This window comes from Acidithiobacillus sp. TH-A36, assembly GCF_057473445.1.
On sequence record NZ_JBYCKP010000225.1, the window covers coordinates 1 to 3,344 of the forward strand.

Genomic DNA, 3,344 nt, shown 5'->3' on the forward strand with positions numbered 1-3,344 from the left:
ACCAACCCGGATCATGGCTATGCGGCGTGCTTTCCTATGGCACCCAGAGTGTGCGGCAAATTTCAGGAAAAGCCGGCCGCCATCGCGTGATAAGGTATGTACATGGGCCGGAATGGTTCTGACCCCTATCTGAAAAAAGAGGTAAAAATGCTCAACGACATGGATAAGGAACGACTCGTGAAGGCTTCCCAATCGGCTAATTTATTTGTACAGGACCTGCAGGAACTGGGAAAGGCGGATAATTTTCTGCTGGCGAATATTGGGGAAGAATTGCTCAAAAAGGCGGCTCAGCTTGAGCAAAGATTGCTTCGGATTGAGCGCGTCACCCATACAGAGTGAGATTCGGGGCCAATTATTGAACAAGATAGGATGATCGTTGCCTGTTTTATAGTTATATCCAAGCCTTACTGATTCGTTTTTTCGATTATTGTTCAATTTGGCCGTCTCTAGCGAGGTCTTCAAAAATCTTCGCGGATAAATGTGGATTGCACGGCCTTTTGGAGGTGCGTTGTCCTGCGTCCATGTGGGGCATATAACTCCTTTGTTTTGTTTTTATCAAAATTCTTGCATAAACTATCAAGAATTTTGAATCTGCATTGTCAGCTGTATAATAAGTCCCAGACGGTGTTCTATCAATAAGTATGGTTGATCGTGTGTTTGCTTTACTTCTGTTTGATGTTGACCCGTTTGCATTGTGTTGAACTGGATTTTTATATCTTTTTGATGGTCTGCATTCAAATTCATCTCGTCCTGCCGTTATACCAAGAATTTCAAACTGATCAGGACAATATTTTTCCAGAAAAGTAATAGGCACCCCCATAGCACCATCATAATCACAAGGTATATCTTTGACCTTGCTCACTTCAATGGCATCATAGTTATCATACCTTGGATAATTTTCTTCGTGACCACGATAGGTATGGTAAAGCTCAATGGGTTGATTACGTTTTGAATGGGTAATGTTTGTAAACCAGCAGGTATTACCCAATACAGTACAACGCTTTCCATCAATAATTTTATCCGTGGATTTTTCTGGCGCATTTTTTGGCAAAATAAAGGCTCGCGCACCAGTCGTCATTCCAAGCCATAATGCGTTGTTTTTGATTGATGGGAAGATTTCTTTATAGGTTATGGCGTTCATACTGCCTATCACCAAAAAATTCTTTTCGTAATTCATCAACTGCGCGATGTACTCACGAAACAGGGAAAATGGCGGATTTGTGACTACAATATCCGATTCCATCAGTATATTAATCGCCTCGTCGCTACGGAAGTCTCCATTACAACGCAAGGGTGTGATTTTTACATCGTCATCGGTCATGCCGGTACGCTCCATCTTGTATGTGGGCGCACTTGCGTCGTAATGCGTAGAGATCAGCTTTTTCAGGCCGAAGTGGTTAAAATTCAGGCTGAAAAACGCCCAGAAGTTGCTCCAATCTGGGTCGTCGCAATTGCAAAAAATCGTTTTTCCTTTGAACTGATCCTTATAGTGTTTAAGTTCTTTCTCAATGTCCGTCAACTGAGTATAAAACTCGTCGTTCTTTTCGTTTTTTGCTTTGTGAAGATTGCTGTTTTTCACCATCGACCCATTCTCGTGCTTGTGCATTACAATCACGGGTAGGATGTGGTTTTTCTCTGCTTATAATGTCTTTATAAAGCGGCTTTTTTCGCGCTTTTTCTAACAATACGGGCCAACGATGGCTGATCTTGGGATCAATTTGATCCCCAGGTGGACCCCACGAACGAAACCTGATACGGCGTCCAGGTCTTGCGTTTTTTGCTTAGCTGCTAGGATTGGAGCCATAAACGATGCCATGGTATGCGAATAATAAACGGTCATATTGGGGGTTTTTTGAGTAAATAACTGGAATTTCCTCTGTTAAAATAAACCTTTCAGCCCCAGAAAGGAGAAATTCTGCATGAACAAACCCGCTTATCATGTCAAAAACCTGAAAATCTTTCGTGGCATGGAAGGCCAAGGTTTTAATGCGATGCTTTATTTTGGCGAACGGCGTTTAGGTCTCGTGATGGATGACGCCAGCGGTGGTCCTGTGGTGCTTGAACTGTCTCCCGCAGACCGCAGCGCGCTGGATGAATATGTTCAGTCTTTGCCGGATATCACCTGTTCTTTTGATGACCCCGACACAGGCAAGCCGGCCACCTTGAAGCCATCGGCGGATTGGTTTGTGAGTAACCTGGTCAATCGAACGGACAGGCTCAAACAGATTAAAAAGATTCTGAAGAAACCTACCATGCTGGTCGTGCTGGATAAGGGAGAGGTTTTCAAAATCGAATATACGGTGGAAGTGAATGCGAAAACTCTCACCGATTACCAGAAAAAATATCCCGATCATTTAATTTTCAATGGGCTGACTGATGATCAAATTATTGACGCTCTCGATTCTCATGGTCTCTGCTAAAGGTTCTGCGGATTCATTTGCAGCCCAAGGGGAGGATGGCCTACAGCCGGACTCTCCATGTTTGGGTTACTGCACCACTGCTTTGGGCGATGATGTGTGTAAGGCTTGTGGGAGAACTTTTGAAGAAGTGAGCAGATGGATTGTTATGACCCCTGAAGAAAAGGCAGCAGTTTGGTTGCGGCTTAATCAGAACGGTTTTTGGGAGAAACAGCGTATCCGCTTGCAAAAAACTGACCGCGAGGAGGATTTGTCATGAGCGAGCCCACTTGCTGCTATCGTTGCGCAAAGTCTTGGGAAGATGCGCATTGCGATAAGGAGACGCCGTTTTTTCGGTTAACGATGACCAGAATGTTTGTCTGCCCGACCTGCGGAAACAAACGCTGCCCGAAAGCCACGGATCACCACCTGGATTGCACAGGCAGTAATGCGCCGGGACAAAAAGGCTCGCGGTATGCCTAGGATGCCGCATGCCATTTTGAACGTGGAAACGCACGATTGTCGGCAGGCCTTCTATGTGGGTCGGTCCTCGTCTGGTCGCCTATCCCCCCTGGGTAATCCGTATGCCATCGGACCTGATGGCGAGCGGGAAGCGGTCATCGAGCGGTACCGTGCTTGGCTTACCGCCCGCATTGCCGAGCGTGATCCGGTGGTTGCTACGGCCCTGCTGAGTATTCAGCCCGGCCAGGCGCTTGCCTGTCATTGTGCGCCTGCTCCCTGCCATGCAGAAGTGATAGCCGCCGCGCTGGATGCCGGTGTGCAGGCGCAGCTTCGCCATCGGACCGCGAGGACCTTGCGTTACGCAGGGATTGGTTCCCGCCACACGCCGAAACCCGTATTGGCCCAAATGCAGAAAATTGCACACCGTCTTTCCGAATTGGGATATACGCTGCTTTCCGGCGGGGCAGAAGGGGCCGATTCCGCGTT

5 protein-coding genes are annotated in these 3,344 nt (G+C 47.0%); 4 read left to right on the forward strand and 1 reads right to left on the reverse strand.

What is annotated here, in order from left to right; genetic code table 11:
- Positions 1 to 102: 102 nt before the first annotated feature.
- Positions 103 to 339: a hypothetical protein gene (locus AC2VLY_RS05855; RefSeq protein ID WP_486893724.1), complete on the forward strand. Its 237-nt coding sequence runs from the start codon at positions 103 to 105 to the stop codon at positions 337 to 339.
- Between the two features lie 85 nt (positions 340 to 424).
- Here AC2VLY_RS05855 and AC2VLY_RS05860 read toward each other — a convergent pair whose 3' ends face one another.
- Positions 425 to 1,582, reverse strand: a complete 1,158-nt coding sequence (locus AC2VLY_RS05860; protein ID WP_486893723.1) for an adenine-specific methyltransferase EcoRI family protein — start codon at positions 1,580 to 1,582, stop codon at positions 425 to 427.
- A 337-nt stretch (positions 1,583 to 1,919) separates the two neighbouring features.
- Here AC2VLY_RS05860 and AC2VLY_RS05865 point away from each other — a divergent pair, with 337 nt between their 5' ends.
- The 3 genes from AC2VLY_RS05865 to AC2VLY_RS05875 form a co-directional block, all read left to right on the forward strand.
- Entirely contained in the window at positions 1,920 to 2,420 is a 501-nt protein-coding gene (locus AC2VLY_RS05865) for a hypothetical protein (protein ID WP_486893721.1), read from the forward strand.
- On the forward strand, positions 2,377 to 2,676 hold the full coding sequence (locus AC2VLY_RS05870) for a DUF1289 domain-containing protein (RefSeq protein WP_486893719.1): 300 nt from the start codon (positions 2,377 to 2,379) through the stop codon (positions 2,674 to 2,676). The genes AC2VLY_RS05865 and AC2VLY_RS05870 overlap by 44 nt, the downstream gene beginning before the upstream one ends.
- Before the next feature lie 195 nt (positions 2,677 to 2,871).
- Positions 2,872 to 3,344: DUF4326 domain-containing protein (locus AC2VLY_RS05875; RefSeq protein ID WP_486893717.1), on the forward strand; the 473-nt coding region annotated here is incomplete at its 3' end.